The following is a 17,184-nucleotide window of genomic DNA, read 5'->3' as shown; positions in this document are numbered from 1 at the left end:
CAGACAAACCCGGCGCGCTCATACATCAGCCGGGCAGGGTTATCGGAACGTACGATCGCAACGTCAAGAAGTCATTCTGCCCAGCCGCCGCCGCGTAAGCGTCCAGCAACGTCCGACCGATCCCCTGGCGTCGGTGAACGTCACTGACGTTGATCGTACAAAGCTCGGCAACCCCCTCCTCTGCAGTCCACAGCGAATAACCGGCAAACTGCCCGCCCAGCATCGCGATCGTCAAGCGTTCGAAGTTATCGACCCAGCGTGTAAGGTGGCGCTCCAACTGGAGCCGCCAGGCTGCTTCGTGGTCGGGCTCCCAGCGGCGGATGTAGTCCTGCTCTCCCCGATAGATCGACGGCAGATCAGTCACCGTCGCCGGCCTCAACGTCAGCGCGTTCACTCACGCAACTCACACACAGCGCTGCCCTTCATACCGGAGGCATGTACGCTCACGTGGCGCACGGAAAAACCGGGCTTGTCCACGAGTTTCCTCTCTTCCCAGGCCCCACCGCTGGCGACCTGATAACCAATGGCGCCGTCCGCTTGCCAGGTCAGGCGCAACGTATACACACCGCGTTGGTCGGGGGCCCGATGGAAGAAGGTATCGATGACCGGCTTGGCTTTGTTGAAGGTGCGCAGTTGGAACAAGCGCTGGTCGCTGTCGGCTGGCGTGTAGCTGGAAAGAAACAGGGTGTCGTCCTCGGCAGCGTCCTCGGCCGCCGCAAGAATCACCGACGGCACCCACTTTTCGCCGCGGTCCTGGTTGTCGGTGGTGACCTTGCAGGTCAACTGGCCTGTTCCGGTGACGTTCTGGCGCAGAACGGTTTCATACATCCCATAGGGCACATCGAACGTCAGTGTTTTTTCGGTGACCTGGCCACAGCCTGCCAGCAGATACAGCGCCGATAGACCGATGGCTCCTTGGAGAATCTTCACGTGCTTTCCTTTGCTTGGGGGGAATGTGTGGAAAAAAGAGGGTACCCGGCCTGCTGATAAAAGATAAGGCGATTGTAGTGAATCGGTGCTTTCTGTGGGAAGCGGGCTTACTCTGCACTGGCTGGTTTTGGGGCTGCTTCGCAGCCCAACGCGAGCAAGCTCGCTCACCACAGAGGAATGGGTGAGCCTTAGAGAGGCGCCTATCCAGTTATGCCTGTTCGCCATCAATGCACTGAGTGATCCACTGTCGGCTATAGGCCAACACCCCATCCGCCATCGCCACCGGAAAATGAATAAACCCATGGACCGACTCCGGCAGCAGGTGTGCTTCAGCGTGGGGCCACCGCTCGGCAATCAGCAGCGTGTCATCCTTAAGCGGGTCCAACTCCCCCACAAACATCAACGCCGGGGGCAGCCCTTCAAAGTCGCCATACAACGGCGACAACGGCGGCTGTCGGCGCTCATCATCACTCAGCCCCGGCGTGAGCATGCGCAACGCTTCCACCATCCCCGGCCCGTCCAGCAGCAACGTTTCAGGCCCGGCCGCGCGTACGCTCGGTGTGCCGGTCAGGTCGTAAACGCCGTAATACAACACCGCGCCGCTTATGCGCTTGAGCAGTTCAGGCCATTGCTTGAGGGCCAGCAACGTCGCCGCCGCCAGATGCCCACCGGCCGACTCACCGACGACGATCACCGGCAGCCCGGCAAATTCATCATCCGTGAGCAGCCAACGTGCGGCGTTCAGGCAGTCTTCCATCAAGCCTTCAACCGGCGTATCCACCGCCAACCGATAATCCACCGACACCACCGCCACGTCGCACGCCTGCAGCATGCCCAGGTTGAGGTCGTCATCCATCTGCGCATTGCCGATCACCCAGCCGCCGCCGTGGATATCCAGCACTACGCCCTTGGGCTTGCCGCTTGGCCGCAGGATGCGCACCGGGACGTTGTCGACAACCCTGCTTTCAGCCGGTGTGGCGCGCTTGAGCGTTTGACTGACGCGCAACAGCGCCTGGATCAAACGCGGCGTAACGCGATTGCGGATCTTGAAGCGCGGCAGCCAGGCGAGCTTCTGATTGAAGCGGCGCATCTGGGCCAGTTCCGCCTCGTTGGCGGGCCACGGTTGGTGAGCCATCAGCGGTTATTACGCAGGATCGAGAAATTCAGCGCCGCCGCCACACACAGCCACGCCAGGTACGGGAACAGGATCAGGCCGGTGATCAGGTCCAGGCGCACGGCCAGTACCACCATCGCCGCCACGGTGATCCACAGCAACACGATGATCACCATCCCGGCCAGCAGGCGATGCGCGCCGAAAAATACCGGCGTCCACAGGGTATTCAGGGCAATTTGCGCAGCCCACAGCGCCAGCACCATTTGACTGCCGGGGATCAGGCTCAAGCGATAGCCGGCCCAGGCCAGCAGCAGGTAGATGATCGTCCAGGCCACCGGAAACAGCCAATTGGGTGGGGTGAAGCTGGGTTTGACGAGGGATTCATACCAGGCGCCGGGTTTGAAAATGACGCCGGTACTGGCGGCGGCGGCGCAGGCAAGCAGGAAGATAAAGAAGGTCATCGTCTGTCCTTGGCGGGAGTGATTTGAAGCTTGGACGTGCGACACCTACCTAAAAGTTCAGCGCCAATTCATTCCGGTATCTCCACCCCGACAATCCTCAGCCAAGGCCACCGCGCCTGATAACTGCGCGCCTTCTGCTCAAACAACGCCTGCTCCGGATGCAGTGGATTAATCCGCAAAATCCCCAGTTCCACATCCTCCAACCCATACGGCGCATACACCTGGCCCGTGGCAATCTCCAAGCCGATGCACGTACCGGCCACCAGATAACGGTCGACCCCGTCGCACGCCGACTGCAACTGCGGGTAGGGCCGACCAAAGCGTTTGCCGTACCAAAGGTGCACCCGCGCCTGGTTCTTGACCTCGACATTCACGCCCAGGTCTTTGAACAGTTCATCCGCCGCACGAATTACCGCATCCTCCGCCTCGTAGGACAGGTCGGTATCGAAGTAAAAAACGTCGTAATCCTTCACGCCCTGATCAGCCGGCAGATTCGCCTGATGATTCCACACCGCCTGGAACAGGCAACCCGCCGTGAGCATGCACTGGTCCACCCCGAGGTCGGGCAGGCGCGCAGTGATTTCGGCGTTGACGGGGTTGGCCATGGCCAGTTCGAGCAGGGTATCGACAGTCAATGTCATGCTGACTCCTTCGTCATCGGTACGGTCCAGGGGAGCAACGGTACAACATTGAGCGCTGGCGCCGCTTCTTCACGTCATCAAAATTCGCTAAGGTGCCGCGATGCCCTGTCCTCACCGAGACCGCCCGCCTTGGCTGACTCCCCAGCAAATCGACGCGAAAGCCCCTGGTCAGTGTTCCTGATTTTCCTGCGCCTGGGCCTTACCTCCTTTGGCGGCCCGATTGCGCACCTGGGTTATTTCCGGGACGCGTTCGTGACCCGGCGACGCTGGCTGAGCGAGCGCAGTTACGCGGACTTGGTCGCGCTGTGCCAATTCCTGCCCGGCCCCGCCAGCAGCCAGGTCGGCATCGCCCTCGGCCTGTCGCGCGCGGGGTACGGCGGCGCATTGGCGGCGTGGCTCGGGTTTACCCTGCCGTCCGCCGTTGTGCTGATCCTGTTGGCCTTGGGCATCACCCGGCACAGCACCGCCATCCCGCCCGGCGCGTTGCATGGCCTTAAAGTGGTGGCCGTCGCCGTGGTCGCCCAGGCCGTGTGGGGCATGGCGCGCAACCTGTGCACCGACGCCCCGCGCGTGGCCGTGATGCTGCTCGCCGCCTGCGTGGCCCTGCTGCAAACATCGGCGTGGGGCCAGGTCGGCGTGATCCTCATCGCGGGCATGGCCGGCCTGCTGCTGTTCAAGCCCACACCGCCCACCGCGCACGACGCCCTGCCCGTGACCATCAGCCGTCGCGCCGGGGCGCTATGGCTGTCGCTGTTTGTGCTGTTGCTGGCCAGCCTGCCGATCCTCGCCCAGTTGATGCCCAACCCAACCCTGGCCGTGACCGACGCCTTCTACCGCACCGGCGCGCTGGTATTCGGCGGCGGCCACGTGGTGCTGCCCTTGCTGCAAGCCGAAGTCGTGCCCCGCCACTGGGTGAGCAACGACGTGTTCCTCGCCGGCTACGGCGCCGTCCAAGCCATGCCCGGCCCGCTGTTCACCTTCGCCGCCTTCCTCGGCGCCTCGATGACCCAAGCGCCGAACGGCTGGCTCGGTGGCCTGCTCTGCCTGCTGGCGATCTTCGCACCGTCGTTTTTACTGGTGCTGGGCGCACTGCCCTTCTGGGAAAGCCTGCGCCGCAGCCCGCGCACCCAAGCCGCGCTGGCGGGCGTGAACGCGGCGGTGGTCGGCCTGTTGCTGGCGGCGCTGTACCAACCGGTGTGGACCAGCGCCATCTTCACCGCCCAGGACGTCGCCCTGGCGCTGATTGGCCTGGTGGCGCTGATGGTGGGGAAACTGCCACCGTGGCTGGTGGTTGTAGGAAGCGGCGCGGCGGGATGGTTATTAAGTCTTACGGTGTGAGCCGCGCAGCCACCGTGCCTTGCTCCCTTGCCTACGCTTGCGTCAGAATCCGCCGGCTTGTGCGCTGGGATGGCCGTCTCTAAGGTGGCTCGGTCGCTGAATCTCTCGGTGATCGGGTTTAGTAGCCCACGGTTTAACCTAACAAGTGCACAAGCTTCATCTGTCAGACGTGCCTGTCTGTGCTCGATGGTGGCTGTGCGTAGGGCGCCCTCGGGCGCGCCGGTTTTGTTAGGTTCCACCGGTCTACTAACCTGCGTACAGCTACCGCCTTATCGTTTAGTAGCGATCAGGTAGTGGCCCAAGCAAGGAACTTAACAATGGCTACAGATTCAACCGCTCTCTTCAGCGTCGCTCCCGACGCCAGCAACGAAACCCTCATCACCAACAGCTACGAAACCTTCGCCTCAGTCAGCATACTGCTGCTCGACTTGTCCGAAGACCTATGCGGCAAACACCGCGAAATCGCCCTCGCTATCCACCAACTGAGCGAGCTGGGCGTACTCCTCACGGCCAAATTGCTCGACCGCGAAGCGCCCTGCTCCGGTTAATGCCTAGCCCTTCAATTCACTAGAACGATTACTCGCCGCATCGTCATAGGCCACATACAACGACTCGGCGATTTGGCTCTTGATGGCTTTGGTGGATTCCAGACCAAGCACAAAGCCTTCAGCCTTGCCGCCAGCGCGGTTGAGTTCTTCATGGGTGGCGGCGCCAGTGATGGCGTCGAGGAGCTTGGCGGCGTGAGGGCCTACGCCTTTGGGGAGGGAGATTTGGTCGATGGACATTGCGATACCTTTAAAAGTTGAGTCGGTAGCGCGTGCAACCACTGCCGGGGGTGGCATGGTAGACCGGTTGGCTTAGAAAGGGGGGGCTTTCGACCAGAAGCGTATGCTCCCGAGAGCAACGGTTGCTAACGGGCCCAGAGTGTGTAAAAAACTCTGGGCCATTAGTTGTCACTCGACGCGACATCCAAAAACTTGATCAGGCTGGCTGTGCACTCTATCGAGAATGCAAAGACACTTGGTATCGGGCTGACAATGTAGAAGTAGGCCAGCGCGAATTCATCGTCCAGGATCCCGACGGTTATCTTGTAAGGTTGGTAGAGCGATTGGGTGAGCGACCGACTTGCTCAATCTGAACCTGAACCGACAGTCAGCTACGGGTCGTTTGCTACCCACAGCTACCAGCTAGCTCGCTCGAAAGCTGCCCTCCGGTAAGCGAGTAATCAAAACAGGTTCAAGTAACCCGAAAGTGATCCTGACCTTCACTGCATGCCTACCGTAATGATGCTCCCCGACCAACCCATCACAGCGCAATTTGCCCTGCTGGGCGCGATGTACCATCGCCATCAACGCCTACATGGGCCTGCACATGCGCCGCTGGTTCGCAGCGCCGAAAGCGATTAAACCTGTTGTAGCAAGGCATCTATGTACGGCGCATGAGCATCGCTACACTGCCCGTCCACACCTCACGAATGGATTCGAAATTGCGCCGGCTTGTCGTTCCTTTGGTTGCGTTGCTCCTGGGCTGTCTGGCCTATCTTTTAATCACGTTCGCTATCACCGTATGGCGCAGTCCGCACAGCGTCACGCTGCTGATGGGTGCGTTCTACGACGAAGGCCTGGTGGTCGATAAAAACCCGGTCAAGGCGGCAGAGTGGTATTTGCGCGCTGCTGAAAACGGCGAACCTGTCGCGGAGTATAAAACCGGTATTTTCACCTACTACGGGCGCGGCGTAGCGGTGAATCATTCCAAGGGCCTGGAGTGGATCACTCGGTCGGCCAAGCATGGAAACCCGGATGCCCAGTATTTCCTGGGGATTTCCAATATTGCAGGCCAGGATCAACCCAGGAGTTTCGTCCAGGCAGCCATGTGGTTTCAAAAAGCCGCCGAACAAGGACATGCCAAAGCGCAAGGAGACCTCGCGAGGCTTTACTACCGAGGTGATGGCGTTAAGGCGAGCGACCAGCAGGCGTTCGCATGGGCAAGCAAGGGCAGTGCTCAAGGGGATGCCGAGTCGGTCATACAGTTGGCAACGCTTTACGCACAGGGCAGAGGCGCGCCGGTCGATCTTGAGCGATCGGTCAAGCTACTTGCTCAGGCAGCCGACAGCGGCAATGCCAAGGCTTACGAAATGATGGGCCTCGCGATGCTCAGTGGTAGCGGCACACCCAAGGATGTTCCCGCCGCAGTGCAGTGGTATACCCGTGCTGCCGAGCAAGGCCGGGCCGATGCGCAGTTCATTCTCGGCTACCTCTACAGCAAGGGTGATGAAATACCGGTCGACTACCCGGCAGCAAACCGGTGGTTGCTCAAGGCTGCGGCGCAAGGGCACGCGTTTGCAACCGCTCTCCTCGCTGTGCAGATGGACACAGGTCGAGGTTTCGAACGTAACAAGCTCAAGGAATGCGGGCTTTTGCGCGTAGCCTTGAAGCGCAAGCTGCCGAAAAATGAAGAGGACATGCGCGCCCAGCTTGAGCACGAAGAAAAGGCCCTTTCGCCAGGCCAACTGGCCGAGGTTGCGGCGCTGGAAAACCTCTATTCAACTCCGGAAGGGCTCGAACAACTGTTGGCAGATATAACGAGCGTGCAGTAAGCAAACCAACACCAAACCAAGCCTTCAAACCGCTGCGCTATGGGCCAAGAAGCATGCGACAGCAGCCGCGAACTGACCAAGGCAAACGCTCCCCCTTGTGGCGAGGGAGCTTGCTCCCGTGGGGCTGCGCAGCAGCCCCCAACCATTCGCAGCACAGATGAACCACAGAGCCTGGCCACCCTGTTCCACTGCCTGTGCTTTCTCAAAATCCGTCGGATTATCCAGACAAGGTGCACATTCGCCCCTAAGCGGGTGTTCCAATTACGGCATGGAAATCCTGTACTCCGCGAGCTTGGCCTTGTTCTCCTGCTCCAGGTACTTCTTGTCGACGATCTGCGAGAACTTCATGAAGTCGGCCTTGGCGTCTTCCCTATTGCCCAAATGGTCGTACGCGATCCCGCGCGCATAATAGGCCCAGGCATAGTCCGGCTGGCGCTGAAGGCCGGTACTGAATGCTTCAGCGGCCTCCCGGTACTGACCCAGGTCTGTCAGTGCGAGGCCCAGATGATAGTAGGTCGGCATATTGAAGCCGGCCCCCTTTCCTGCTTCTCCCATTCCGTTGTCAAGGTTGAACTGCACGAGCTCAAGGGCTTTTTTCGGGTTACCAGCGGCGCGATACATGGCGCTCAAGTCCAGGTAGGCGCGCGGCTCAGGCTTGACCACCAGTTGCATGGATTTCTCCTTGGCGGCCAAGGCTTCGGGAAAGCGCTTGAGGTTGAGGTAGGCGTCGGCCTGCACCGCATAAATCAAACTATGCAGCGAGGCAGGCAGCGTAGCTTTCTGCAGGCATAGATCACCTTCCTGCAGCACCAAGGGGTAGTTTTCGGCTTTGGACGCCTTTAACTGATTAGCGCAGTGGGCAAGGTTGGCTTTTTGCGGGTTCTGCATCCCTGCACAACCGGTGAGGAGGGCGGAGCAGGCAATCAGTGCGAGCCAGCGAGTATTCATGATCAGCATCCTTGTCAGTCGAGCAGATGAGCGTTGAGGTCAGGGCGATAGACCTGCAGGAGCGGCGCGGTCACGGTGCCTTGCAGCGAGCAGAACACGGTGGTGTGTCCCACGAGCGACGGTGACGTGTCGCCCGCGTCGACCATCAGCACGCGGTCTACGAAACCAAACGGCGTGGCGACACCAGGACCGGTCAGCCCTTCGGTGCGCCATTGGCCGATCGGGTCACCGACACGGCGGATTTCGGCGCGGGTAAGGGCTTTGCCCTGACTGACAAAACGTGCGTTATCAACGATCAGCGGCTTGAGCTTTGCGGCCACCTCTTGCGGCGAGCCATCGGTTACAAACCCCCAGAACAGAAAATTGCCGACGTCCTTGATGGTTTGGGCCTGGTTGTAATAGCCGACCATACGCACGCCGTTAACGATCAGGGGCGTTTCGAAGTGTTGGTAAGTGCCACCTTCCTGCAGCGGACTCATGATGGTCGGTGCCTTGACCGAGCCGTAGTCGCTCAGGCGCAAGGTACCTGCTGGCAAGCGCGCATCGCGCAGGCTCTCGAAGAAATGCGCATCGCAACGAGAGAACTCGGTCAGCAGCTGTTCGGGCGTGGTGACGGTACGGGCTTGGGCAGTGCAGGCGACGGCGAGCAATGCAACGCCGGAAAAAAGAGAGCGGAACATTAAAATCATCCGTGAAGTGGGAACAAAAGCTGTCGGCGGGTGAGTGGGAAACTTTAGCAATACGGGCGTGCGTTGAAAATATCCGTGTGCCGCTGGTCCCGCCCCCCCCTGACTACTGCCACCCGCTTGCGCACACTGCTAACCTGCGGCCTTTATGCCTGCAAAAGGAAGGTTTACATCGCCATGGAGATTCAGGAAATCAAGCACCACCTGGCCCGCCCTGCCGTGAAGTTTGTGGCTGGCGGCTCCAGTTGCTCTTCAGCGCCGGTAAGCTTCGTGCCAAAGGCGGGTGCGAATTCCGGATTTTGTACAAATTGGGGCGACAAGCTCCAAGGCAGCCTTGCCTTCAACTATGCACCGGCAAGGCCAACCCAAACAGTACAAAAAAACCACCGCAGACTTTATTGAATCGGCGCCCGGTGCGGGCCAGCCAGGGCCGGATGCGGTTGGCTGCGCTGGCCACCAGGTACTCAACGACGAATTCCACCACGGCGTAGGTCAGCGCGATGGCAGCCGTCTGCGCGATGATGCTTCTATGCGGGTCCAGAAACGGTGGGATAAACGCGGTGAACAGCAGCAGTGCCTTGGGGTTTGAAATCGCCGAGACCAGCCCTTGGCGGAACAGCGACCAGCGCCGCAAGCTGATTGTGCCGCTGGCCTCAAGGCTGACGGGGGGCGCGCGCCACAGGCCGAAACCGAGCCAGATCAGGTAGAGCCCGCCGGCCACCTTCAAGGCGGTGAACCCACTGGCCGATGCCTGGATCAGTGCCCCCAGGCCCAGCGCGCACAGCGTCAGCACCAGGGCAAAACCGAGCACGCCGCCGCTGATGGTGAACAGCGTCCGGCGACTGCCGTGCAGGGCCCCATGGGTCAGCACCAGTAATGCATTGGGCCCTGGTACCACGGCGATGCCGAAGCACGTCATCAGGTAGAGCAACCAGGTATCAAAGGGCATGATCCACTCCAGCAGGTGGGTATTGAGGCCAGTATCTTGCGAGTGAAGAAAAGTCCTGAAAAGCGCATTATTCACGTTGCAGCCATTCGATTAACGAATAAAGGAAACCGCCATGCCCTCCAGCGATTTGCAGATCGATTGGCTCAAGTGCTTCGTGGCGGTGGTAGATGCCGGTTCGCTGTCGGCTGCGGCCCATGAGGTCAATCGCTCGCAGTCCGCCGTCAGCATGCAGATGAAGAAGCTCGAAGCCGCCCTTGGACGCCCGCTGTTGAGCCGTGGCCCAAGGCATCTGCAACTCACCGATGACGGCCAGACGCTGCTCGGCTATGCCCGTCGCATGCTCGCACTGCACGCGGAAACCCAGGCGGCCTTTAACGGGGAAGCGATCACCGGGCGAATCCGCCTGGGCGTCGCGGAGGACTATGCGGCGAAATACCTCACGCCGCTGCTGAAGCGTTTTTCACCGCGCTACGCCGGTGTGGAAATAGAACTGACCTGCGAGCAGTCAACCACGCTGATCCCGCGTGTGCGCAGCGGCGATCTTGATCTTGCGCTGGTGTCCAGGGACTCGCCCCACAGCGGCACCTTTCTGTTCAAGGAACCCATGGTCTGGGTGGGCTCGCCCCAGTTCGAACTGTGGCGGCGCGACCCGCTGCCTATCGCCGTCTACGAAAGTGAAAGCCTGGCGCGGCGTTATGCGGTGCATTCACTGGCCCAGCAAGGGCGACAATTCAAGGTGGTCTACAACAGTTCCAGCCTCGCCGGCCAGGTGGCCGCGGTGGAAGGTGGGCTGGCGATTGCCGCGATCACGCAGTGCACCGTGCAGCCATCACTGCAGGTGTTGAGCAGCGAGCATGGCTTGGGAAGCATTGCGCCCATGGAGGTTTCGATTCTGCGTAGCCGAGCTTCTCGGGGGGCCAAGGCGGTTAATAGCCTGCATGCGTTTATCATCAATGCGCTAAGAGTTCAGGTGTAGCTGGTTTAATACACACGCTGAACACCCACCTGGAGCCCTTTATGCCAACCACCCCACGCGACAACGCCCGGCTTGAACGTCGCCTCATCGCCGCCCTCACCGACGCCTGCGAAACCGCCAAAGCCGAAATCCCCGGCTTCGACTGGCTGACCCACACCGTCGACTACAGCGTCTTCCCCCAAAGCCTGCGGGTGATCTGGGTGTTCGACAGCTGCGCCAACAAGGAGCACGCCCTCTCGACAGGGGCAGACACACGCATGCGTGAGCTGACCGCCGCCGCGCTCAACGACGCCGAGGTACACGTCGCGCCCATGGAGCGCTGCGTACACTTCGACTCCGACGAAGAATGCCGCCTGCGCCATGACGGCGATTGGCGCGTACGCCTGGCCAAGGTGCATACGGCCAAGGTGTAAGTGCGCATCGTCACTCGTTGGGTTCATGGATAAAACTGTGGTATCGATGCACGTAGTCCAACACACCCAGGCCCCACCATGACCCTCTCCGCCCAGTTCACCCCCTGGACCGCCCTGCTCGGCGGCGCCCTGATCGGTTTGTCCGCAGGCCTGTTCATCCTGCTCAACGGCCGCATCGCCGGGATCAGCGGCCTGCTCGGCAGCCTGCTCTCCAGACGCGGCGAAGGACGTGGGGAGAAACTGCTGTTTGTGCTCGGGCTGCTGGTCTCGCCCTGGATCTGGTCGTTGTTTGCCAAGCTGCCTGAGTCATCGTTCCAGGCCGGTGGCTACGCGCTGGTGCTGGCCGGGTTATTGGTCGGCATCGGCACGCGCTATGGCGCCGGTTGTACCAGTGGGCATGGCATCTGCGGGCTTTCGCGGTGGTCGCTGCGCTCGCTGGTAGCGGTCGGTTGCTTCATGGGCAGCGGGTTTGCCGGTGTCTACTTCATCCGCCACGGGCTGGGAGCCTGAGCATGCGCAAATTCATGGCATTGATGGCCGGTCTGATCTTCGGCCTGGGACTGCACCTCAGCGGCATGACCAACCCGGAGAAGGTGCTCGCGTTCCTCGATCTCGCCGGCGATTGGGACCCTTCATTGGCCCTGGTCATGCTCGGCGCCCTGGTGGTGAGCAGCGTGCCCTTTTACGTCGTAAGGCATCGTCAGGTTTCGCTGCTGGGCGCACCGATCCAGATGCCGACGCAACGCACCCTCGACCGCCGCCTCGTGCTGGGCAGCCTGGTGTTCGGCATGGGGTGGGCGATTGCGGGGTTGTGCCCCGGACCGGCAGTGGCATTGCTGTTGACGGGGCAATGGCAGGTGCTGGTGTTCACGCTGGCGATGGTGACGGGCATGCTGGTTTTTGCGGGGATTGAATCGCGCAGGCGGGGTTGAACCGCCTGCACGGCTTCATTTTTACCCCACACAGTAGGTCAGGCCTGCGTACTGAACCGCTGCACTCCACGCCGCTCAAACATCGCCGCGTCCGTCTGTTGCGTCGCCAGTTCGCCTTTGGAGGCCAGTTGATTAATAAAAATCCGATCCCTGGACCCTTTGAAGTCAGACGGGTCGAAGTCTCTTAAGAGCGGCGCCAGATCAATGGTCTTGGCGAAGTTTTCGTTAGTCAGGCTGTAAAACCCCAAGCCCGACCAGACAGAATCGGCGTCCACCGTGTCGATGGCGGCATTGCGGTAGGCAATGGCTGCGGTTTTCAGGCCCAGGGATCGGTTGAGCAAATCCGTCAGCCGCTGGGTATCCGAGCTGCTGAGCTGGCCGGCCGAATCCAGCACTTTCAGGCGGCCATCGGCTTCGACGGTGAAGCCGTATTTTTTGCCGGCCAAGTCGGGAGCGGTGGTCGACAGCGCTGACTCGAATGCCTTGAAGGATGCCTTCAGCGTATTGAGCGCGCCGGTGGAAATTTCGACGAGCCGAGGGTGGTCTGGCGCCTGGGTCCGACCGACCCAGACGTCGACCACCTCCGGCGGTTCCACCGTGGTGCTTGCTGATCCACTGGGATGGTAGACGGCCGCCGGGGCGGCGTTTGCCAACACTTCCTTCGCGGCATCTGTCAGAGGCTGGGCCACGAGCTTCTGGTCGGAAGGTGTAAGGCTGGTGTTGGCCGGCGGGAGATAGGCAGCGCTGACGGAAAGAGCCATTTAATCGGTCCATGATTGGCGGGTTCATACAGGTTATCGACGGAAATCGGCCGAGCTTTAGACGACCAACCTGCAGGATCGTAAAAGCCAGGCGCTCCGCGGCCTCGATAGTCTGGCCGTCTTACCTACCAGAGGATGGATCATGGCTACGTCACAGCACTCGGCACAACCGGTAAACCTCGCGCAAAAGGCATCGCTCATCGACGCGCAGTGGAGCCCCAGGGTCGTCGCCGAAATGAACGACTACCAGTTCAAGGTGGTGCGCATCGAAGGGGAGTTCATCTGGCACTCGCACCCGGAAACCGACGAAGCGTTCCTGGTGCTCGAAGGGACGCTGCGTATCGATCTACCGGAAGGCCCGGTGTATGTGGCGGCGGGCGAGCTGTATGTGGTCCCGCGTGGCGTTGAACATCGGACCGCCGCCGAAGGTGAGGCGAAGCTGATGATGATTGAGCCTCGGGGCATTTTGAATACCGGCCATGAAGGCGGTGAACGTACGGCCATGAATGATCTGTGGATCTGAAAAGTGGCGCGGGTGAACCCATAGCCTTACAGCGTGAGGCTTTTGTAGTGAGCGGTGGCAGCCGTCAAAGGTGTGTAGATACTCTCCGTCATTGAACCGAGCCTTTAGCGGGTAATTTCTGGATAATGCCCAGCTCCCGCTCCCGATACGGACATCCCCTCGATGAAGTTGCCCACCGCCGCCCTCCTCCTCGCCTCTACGCTGCTGCCTTCCATCGCCCACGCCGACGACGCCGCGCTGACCGACACGCTCAAGGCCTTCACCCGCTGCGACGCGACGTTCTTCAGCCGCCTGAACAGCCACCGCGACGCCTGGCAGCCCTACGCACCGCTCAAGCAGGACAAAGACTTCGCGTGGATCGCGGTAGTCAACCGCGCGGACCGCAAGGCCAACGCGGTGCCGGTCAGCACGCCGCCCATCGCCGGCTTGAAGCTGTTGTCGTACGCCGACGAGGCCACCGACCTCGGCAACCTGGGGCGCTACTATTACTGGGGCTTTGTTGTGCAAGGCACTATCGACGAGGTTGCCCAACGCCTTGCCCCGCTGCTCGACCAACCTGCTCGCCTGCAAAAGGGCGACGGCGCCTACATCCGCAGCGAGCTCAAGGTCGGCGACCGCTGGCAGGCCATCAAGCCACGGCCCGGCGTCGCGCCGGGCACACGCGAAGTCGAGCGCGTGCTGCTGGTAGAACCGGAGGGCAGCGACGGCACGCAATCGCGCATCAGTTGTTCGTTGCAGGGCGGTGTCGATGCGGCGCTGCTGGCCTGGTCGCGTCCGGACATCCAACCGGTTGACTACCCGCGCACCGTCGTAGAACCAAGCATCAACGACGTCGCCGTCCCCGCCAGCGTGCTCCAGCGCCTCGACTCGGCCCTGCTGCAGCCGAAGTTCAAGACGTTGAGCTACACGTACCTGTCGAAAAAAAGCGATGGCAGCAACGACAGCCCCACCTCGGTGACCTTCACGGCGGTGGGTGGCTTGCTGAACAAGAACGAGATCTACAGCGACACCTTCCATGTCGAGCGCCTGGTGCAGGCGGACCTGATCCAGTTGAAGTCGAAGATGAACGGCGTGGGCGACGGCCAGGTGCTGCTGACCCGCGAAGCCGAGCTGAGTATTCCGAGCAGTTGGACGCCTGGCCAGACGCTGAGCGCCAACCTGCACATGGCGAACGTGCCCGGCAAACCGACCGATACCCCGCTCGAGACCTCCGTGAGCTGCAAGGTCGGCCAGCGCTTCCCGGCCCGACAGGTGTTTGCCTCGTTGACCGGCGACGCCATCAAGCTGGAGTGCGAGCAAGGCGACTACAAGACCTCGCGCGCGTTTATCGAAGACCTGGGCATTGCCCTGACGCTGGAGACGACGTCAAGCAAAATGCGCTCGGCGTATGAATACACGGCGTTCGAGGTGGTGCGTTGATCGAAGGGGCGTTTGCCAAGCAAACATCCCGCTGATTCAGGGCACTCTACGTTGTCGCAGCAGTCTGTTCCTACACACCCCATGCCCCGCGGAGTTCCCATGATCATTGTCCATCACCTCAACAACTCACGTTCGCAGCGCATTTTGTGGCTGCTGGAAGAGCTTGGCCTGCCGTACGAGATCAAGCGCTACCAGCGCGACCCGAAAACCAACCTTGCGCCGCCGGAGCTCAAGGCGATCAATGCGCTGGGTAAATCCCCGGTGATCGAAGACGGCGCCAACGTGGTGATCGAGTCCGGCGCCATCGTCGATTACCTTATCCGCCGCCATGGCGACGGTCGCCTGCAGCCGGACCCGGCCACGGCCGCCTACGACCAGTACGTGCAATGGCTGCACTTCGCCGAAGGCTCGGCCATGCTGCCGCTGATGCTTAACCTGTACGTCGGGCGCCTGGGCGATGCCGGTGCACCGCTGCATCCGCGTATCGAATCGGAAGTGGCCAATTACCTCGGTTACCTCAACGAGGCGCTGGCACATACGCCGTATCTGCTGGGGGATGACGTGAGCGGCGCGGACATCCAGATGAGCTTTATCGGCGAAATCGCCAAGGCCCAGGGCAAGCTGGCGGCGTACCCGCACCTGGCGGCGTGGGTACAGCGGTTCCAGGCTCGCCCGGCTTACCGCCAGGCGCTGGAACAGGGTGGGGAGTATGCGTTTGCCAAGTGAGTAGCTTGCCCTCGACCGCGTGACAGAGGCTAAGGCGCCGCCATCTGCCACAGCGAAGCGCCCACGCCGGTGATGCTCTCCCCCGCAATCAACCCCGCCGCTGCGGTAATCGCAAACCGCTCGGTGAGGCTCGGCCAGCGGCAGCTCACCAGCCAGGTGAGCACCGCACCCAGGGCCATCATCAGCGACACCGAAGCTGGCAGCACAAACGCCAGCCCCAACGCGGCGGCACTGGGCAAGTAGCGGGCGCGATGGGCGGGCAACAGGCTGTCGAGCACGCCCAGCAACACCCCGGCCAGCCCTGCGATACCGATCGCCCAGCGAATGCTCGCCGACAATGAATCCAGCCCATGGGTAAGGGTTTGCGCCACGGCTTTCCAGGTTGCGACCGCCGGCGCCGGCCACTCCTCGGTGAGCAGCATCGATTGCGGATCAGGAATCAGCGCCAGGTACGCAAACACCCCGACGATGCTGCCAATGAAAATCCCCAGGATCTGGGCGATGACTTGCTTGTGCGGCGTGGCACCAATGGCCTTGCCGACCTTGAAGTCGTTCATCAGGTCGGTGCACTGCCCCGCCGAGCCGCCGGCGGTGTTGGCGCTCATCAGGTTGATCGGCACCTGCCCCGGCGCGACGATGCCGAAGCTCAGCTGGGACAACTGCCCGATGGCGCCAATCGGCGGAATACCGGTGGCGCCCACCACGCGGGCGGCGACGGCGGCCAGGCAGATCGCCAGGGGAATGGTCAGCAACGCCATCCACAGGTTGATGCCGAACAACAGCGCCTGCAGGCTCACCACCAATACGATCGACAGCACAAAACCAGCGGCCGGCCCGGGTTTGGGTACGCTCCAGGCTTGCCCGCCGGCGGACTTGGTCGAGGTGTATAACGCCCACAGACGAATCGTCAGCGACGCCAAGGTTGAGCACACCATCAGGCTCACTCCCGGCCACAGCAACCACTCCACCAACGCCGCAAATTGCGGGCCGCTGCTGCCGGCCGGCAAGGTCACCAGGCCTTGCGCCAGCAACCACGGGCCCAGGCCGCCCCAGGCGAGCAAGGCGCCGAGCAGCAGGGTCAGGCCGACGCGAATGCCGATAATGCCGCCAAACCCCAGCAGCAACAGCGAGGGGTCGGCGGTGAAGGTCAGGCGCTCCAGCTGGGCGGATGGCGACCAACGCGGGAAGGCCCACACAAAGGTGTCCACCCACTTCACCAGCCCGGACAGCAACGCCGCGCTGAGCAGCACCTTCAAACGCGTCGCCGCTTCGCGCCCATGGTTGTAGATATGCAGCAGGGTTTCCAGGGTGGCCATGCCTTCGGGAAATTTCAGCGCCTTGTCATTGAGCAACGAAGGCCGCAGGTACCAGGCGATCCAGATGCCCAGGAAACTCACCGAGAACACCCAGGCGATCATCGGCAGCGCGTCCAACTGGTTGCCGGTCAGCAGGGTATAGGCCGGGATCGGCGCCACCAGCCCACCGGAAATGATCGAAGCAGCGGCCGAGGCGACGGTCTGGTTGATATTGCTTTCATGCAGCGTCCACGGCAGCTGCTCCGACGACCGCTTCGCCAGGCCCTGCCAGATCGCATACCCCACCAGCAGGGCAATGATCGACATGTTGAACGACCAGCCGATCTTCAACCCGGCGTACACGTTCGAAGGGGTCAGCAGGATACCGAGCAACGTGCCGGTGATGACCGCGCGCAGGCTCAGTTCGCGTTCGACGGGGGGATGAAGGGGGACCGTTGATGAGGTGGCATGCATGC

21 protein-coding genes and 1 pseudogene are annotated in these 17,184 nt (G+C 61.6%); 11 read left to right on the top strand and 11 right to left on the bottom strand.

Going from position 1 to position 17,184, the window contains the following annotated elements; genetic code table 11:
* Positions 1–25: 25 nt before the first annotated feature.
* From BFQ01_RS09530 to BFQ01_RS09510, 5 genes are all read right to left on the bottom strand, one after another.
* Entirely contained in the window at positions 26–394 is a 369-nt protein-coding gene (locus BFQ01_RS09530; RefSeq protein ID WP_256097717.1) for a GNAT family N-acetyltransferase, read from the bottom strand.
* Positions 391–930: a hypothetical protein gene (locus BFQ01_RS09525; protein WP_074847333.1), complete on the bottom strand. Its 540-nt coding sequence runs from the start codon at positions 928–930 to the stop codon at positions 391–393. The genes BFQ01_RS09530 and BFQ01_RS09525 overlap by 4 nt, the downstream gene beginning before the upstream one ends.
* Positions 931–1,138: 208 nt before the next feature.
* Positions 1,139–2,065 (bottom strand): alpha/beta hydrolase fold domain-containing protein, encoded by a 927-nt coding sequence (locus BFQ01_RS09520; protein ID WP_065925073.1) that lies wholly within the window; start codon positions 2,063–2,065, stop codon positions 1,139–1,141.
* A complete protein-coding gene (locus BFQ01_RS09515) occupies positions 2,065–2,505 on the bottom strand; it encodes a tryptophan-rich sensory protein TspO (RefSeq protein WP_065925072.1) in 441 nt (146 codons plus the stop codon). The genes BFQ01_RS09520 and BFQ01_RS09515 overlap by 1 nt, the downstream gene beginning before the upstream one ends.
* Before the next feature lie 68 nt (positions 2,506–2,573).
* Positions 2,574–3,146 (bottom strand): nucleotidyltransferase family protein, encoded by a 573-nt coding sequence (locus BFQ01_RS09510; RefSeq protein WP_065925071.1) that lies wholly within the window; start codon positions 3,144–3,146, stop codon positions 2,574–2,576.
* Positions 3,147–3,275: 129 nt separating this feature from the next.
* On the opposite strand from BFQ01_RS09510, the gene chrA reads away from it, so the two are divergent.
* Entirely contained in the window at positions 3,276–4,484 is a 1,209-nt protein-coding gene (gene chrA, locus BFQ01_RS09505; protein ID WP_065925070.1) for a chromate efflux transporter, read from the top strand.
* A gap of 317 nt (positions 4,485–4,801) precedes the next feature.
* Entirely contained in the window at positions 4,802–5,032 is a 231-nt protein-coding gene (locus tag BFQ01_RS09500) for a DUF6124 family protein (RefSeq protein ID WP_065925069.1), read from the top strand.
* A gap of 3 nt (positions 5,033–5,035) precedes the next feature.
* Here BFQ01_RS09500 and BFQ01_RS09495 read toward each other — a convergent pair whose 3' ends face one another.
* Positions 5,036–5,269: a hypothetical protein gene (locus BFQ01_RS09495; protein ID WP_027604039.1), complete on the bottom strand. Its 234-nt coding sequence runs from the start codon at positions 5,267–5,269 to the stop codon at positions 5,036–5,038.
* 182 nt (positions 5,270–5,451) lie between these two features.
* On the opposite strand from BFQ01_RS09495, the pseudogene BFQ01_RS32855 reads away from it, so the two are divergent.
* Positions 5,452–5,622 (top strand): annotated as a pseudogene (locus BFQ01_RS32855) (VOC family protein); the annotation flags it as partial.
* Between the two features lie 300 nt (positions 5,623–5,922).
* On the top strand, positions 5,923–7,080 hold the full coding sequence (locus BFQ01_RS09490; protein WP_256097716.1) for a tetratricopeptide repeat protein: 1,158 nt from the start codon (positions 5,923–5,925) through the stop codon (positions 7,078–7,080).
* Between the two features lie 261 nt (positions 7,081–7,341).
* On the opposite strand, the gene BFQ01_RS09485 is transcribed toward BFQ01_RS09490, so the two are convergent.
* The 3 genes from BFQ01_RS09485 to BFQ01_RS09475 all read right to left on the bottom strand — a co-directional run bounded on the left by BFQ01_RS09485 (position 7,342) and on the right by BFQ01_RS09475 (position 9,663).
* Positions 7,342–8,028 carry a tetratricopeptide repeat protein gene (locus BFQ01_RS09485; protein WP_174562739.1) on the bottom strand — a complete coding sequence of 229 codons (687 nt, stop codon included), beginning with the start codon at positions 8,026–8,028 and terminating at the stop codon, positions 7,342–7,344.
* A 14-nt stretch (positions 8,029–8,042) separates the two neighbouring features.
* The gene (locus tag BFQ01_RS09480) at positions 8,043–8,708 is read right to left on the bottom strand and encodes a hypothetical protein (RefSeq protein WP_083244860.1); all 666 of its coding nucleotides are present in this window, start codon (positions 8,706–8,708) and stop codon (positions 8,043–8,045) included.
* Between the two features lie 346 nt (positions 8,709–9,054).
* Complete coding sequence (locus tag BFQ01_RS09475) at positions 9,055–9,663, bottom strand: LysE family translocator (protein WP_065925066.1); 609 nt, start codon at positions 9,661–9,663, stop codon at positions 9,055–9,057.
* 112 nt (positions 9,664–9,775) lie between these two features.
* Here BFQ01_RS09475 and BFQ01_RS09470 point away from each other — a divergent pair, with 112 nt between their 5' ends.
* The 4 genes from BFQ01_RS09470 to BFQ01_RS09455 all read left to right on the top strand — a co-directional run bounded on the left by BFQ01_RS09470 (position 9,776) and on the right by BFQ01_RS09455 (position 11,984).
* On the top strand, positions 9,776–10,639 hold the full coding sequence (locus BFQ01_RS09470) for a LysR family transcriptional regulator (protein ID WP_065925065.1): 864 nt from the start codon (positions 9,776–9,778) through the stop codon (positions 10,637–10,639).
* A 41-nt stretch (positions 10,640–10,680) separates the two neighbouring features.
* On the top strand, positions 10,681–11,052 hold the full coding sequence (locus BFQ01_RS09465) for a hypothetical protein (protein ID WP_065925064.1): 372 nt from the start codon (positions 10,681–10,683) through the stop codon (positions 11,050–11,052).
* A gap of 78 nt (positions 11,053–11,130) precedes the next feature.
* Positions 11,131–11,562, top strand: coding sequence for a YeeE/YedE family protein (locus tag BFQ01_RS09460; RefSeq protein WP_065925063.1), 432 nt, complete (start codon positions 11,131–11,133; stop codon positions 11,560–11,562).
* 2 nt (positions 11,563–11,564) lie between these two features.
* Positions 11,565–11,984 carry a DUF6691 family protein gene (locus BFQ01_RS09455; protein ID WP_065925062.1) on the top strand — a complete coding sequence of 140 codons (420 nt, stop codon included), beginning with the start codon at positions 11,565–11,567 and terminating at the stop codon, positions 11,982–11,984.
* A gap of 38 nt (positions 11,985–12,022) precedes the next feature.
* Here the strand turns inward: BFQ01_RS09455 and BFQ01_RS09450 are convergent, their stop codons facing one another.
* Positions 12,023–12,745 carry a hypothetical protein gene (locus BFQ01_RS09450; protein WP_065925061.1) on the bottom strand — a complete coding sequence of 241 codons (723 nt, stop codon included), beginning with the start codon at positions 12,743–12,745 and terminating at the stop codon, positions 12,023–12,025.
* A 142-nt stretch (positions 12,746–12,887) separates the two neighbouring features.
* Here BFQ01_RS09450 and BFQ01_RS09445 point away from each other — a divergent pair, with 142 nt between their 5' ends.
* From BFQ01_RS09445 to BFQ01_RS09435, 3 genes are all read left to right on the top strand, one after another.
* Positions 12,888–13,268 (top strand): cupin domain-containing protein, encoded by a 381-nt coding sequence (locus BFQ01_RS09445; RefSeq protein WP_065925060.1) that lies wholly within the window; start codon positions 12,888–12,890, stop codon positions 13,266–13,268.
* Between the two features lie 162 nt (positions 13,269–13,430).
* Positions 13,431–14,687, top strand: coding sequence for a hypothetical protein (locus tag BFQ01_RS09440; RefSeq protein WP_065925059.1), 1,257 nt, complete (start codon positions 13,431–13,433; stop codon positions 14,685–14,687).
* A gap of 99 nt (positions 14,688–14,786) precedes the next feature.
* Complete coding sequence (locus BFQ01_RS09435) at positions 14,787–15,413, top strand: glutathione S-transferase family protein (protein WP_065925058.1); 627 nt, start codon at positions 14,787–14,789, stop codon at positions 15,411–15,413.
* A 29-nt stretch (positions 15,414–15,442) separates the two neighbouring features.
* On the opposite strand, the gene BFQ01_RS09430 is transcribed toward BFQ01_RS09435, so the two are convergent.
* On the bottom strand, positions 15,443–17,182 hold the full coding sequence (locus tag BFQ01_RS09430; protein ID WP_065925057.1) for an OPT family oligopeptide transporter: 1,740 nt from the start codon (positions 17,180–17,182) through the stop codon (positions 15,443–15,445).
* Positions 17,183–17,184: the final 2 nt, after the last annotated feature.

The sequence above is a fragment of the Pseudomonas sp. 8 R 14 genome (genome assembly GCF_900005955.1).
Taxonomy (GTDB): Bacteria; Pseudomonadota; Gammaproteobacteria; order Pseudomonadales; family Pseudomonadaceae; genus Aquipseudomonas; species Aquipseudomonas marginalis.
This window is presented reverse-complemented; position numbering and strand designations above follow the sequence as displayed.